The 1,122-nt window shown below is 82.5% G+C and carries 1 protein-coding gene and 1 pseudogene; both read right to left on the bottom strand.

The annotated features are described in order from the left end of the window. Positions 1-263: pseudogene (locus tag GTR00_RS21455) on the bottom strand (N-acetylmuramic acid 6-phosphate etherase); the annotation flags it as partial. After that, the coding region (locus GTR00_RS21450; protein WP_166613524.1) for a MurR/RpiR family transcriptional regulator at positions 260-1,122 on the bottom strand (863 nt) is incomplete at its 5' end. The gene GTR00_RS21450 and the pseudogene GTR00_RS21455, both read right to left, overlap by 4 nt.

Genomic DNA, 1,122 nt, shown 5'->3' with positions numbered 1-1,122 from the left:
AGCACGCCCAGCCGCCCGGAGGTGCCCGCCCCGACGTGGACGAGGCGCCCGCCGCGGGCCATGCGCCGCGCGGCGGCGTCCACCACGGCGGCGATCGCGGGCAGCTGCGCGCGCACCGCGCCGGCCACCTGCGCGTCGGCGTCGTTGACCAGCCGCACCAGCTCGGCCGTGCCCATCGCGTCCAGGTCCGGGCCCACGCCGTCCAGCGCCTCGGTGGCCAGCGCGTCCAGGTCCTCCCCGTCCGCGCCGCTCGTCCCGCTCACCGCCGCCCCTCCCGCGCGCCGACCGCCTCGTACGTCGCCCGCAGCGCCGCCACCGCCGGGGCGCCCAGGTGCCGGGCCACGGCGGCCAGCAGGCAGTCCGCCAGGAACAGCGAGCTGGCCCGCCCCGCCGTGGCGCCCGCGCGGTAGGCCGTCTCGCGCCCGGCGGCCACCAGGACGTGGTCGGCGGTGCGGGCCAGCGGGCCGGTGGCCGAGCCCGTCACCGCCACCACGCGCGCCCCGCGCTCGCGGGCCCGGCCGGCGGCGGCGAGCACCTCGCGGGTGCGCCCGGAGTGGCTGACCACGACGGCGGCGTCGCCCGGGCGCAGCAGGGCGCTGCTGACCAGCGCCGCGTGCGGCTCGGTGCGCAGCCGGCTGACCAGGCCCAGGCGGGAGGCGCCCAGGTCCACGTGGCGGGCCACCAGCGCGGAGACGCCCACGCCGTAGCAGTCCACGACGCGCGCGCCGGCCAGCGCGGCGGCGGCCGCGGCCAGCACGGCGGCGTCCAGGGCGGTGGCGGTGGCGGTGACGGCCTCGCGCTCCAGCGCGGCCAGGGTGGCCACGACGGCGGCCAGGTCGCCGCCCTCGGCGAGGTCGCCGGTGATCAGCGCGACGGGCTCCTCGGCGCTCGCCGCGCGGGCCGCGCCGCCGGCGGCCGCGGCCAGCGCCAGGCGCAGCTGCGGGTAGCCGGCGAAGCCCAGCGCGCGGGCGGTGCGCACCACCGTGGCCTCGCTGGTGCCGGCGCGCCCGGCCAGGCCGGTGACGGTGAGCTGGGCGGCGCCGGCGGGGTCCTCCAGCAGGGCGCGCAGCACGCGGGCGCCGGAGGCGGTGGCCGCGGGCAGCGCGGTGAGCAGGTGGGCGC

The organism is Kineococcus indalonis (genome assembly GCF_009906395.1).
In the GTDB taxonomy this organism is placed as follows: Bacteria; Actinomycetota; Actinomycetes; order Actinomycetales; family Kineococcaceae; genus Kineococcus; species Kineococcus indalonis.
The sequence above is the reverse complement of the archived record's forward strand: the minus strand, read 5'-3'. Positions and strand labels throughout refer to the sequence as shown.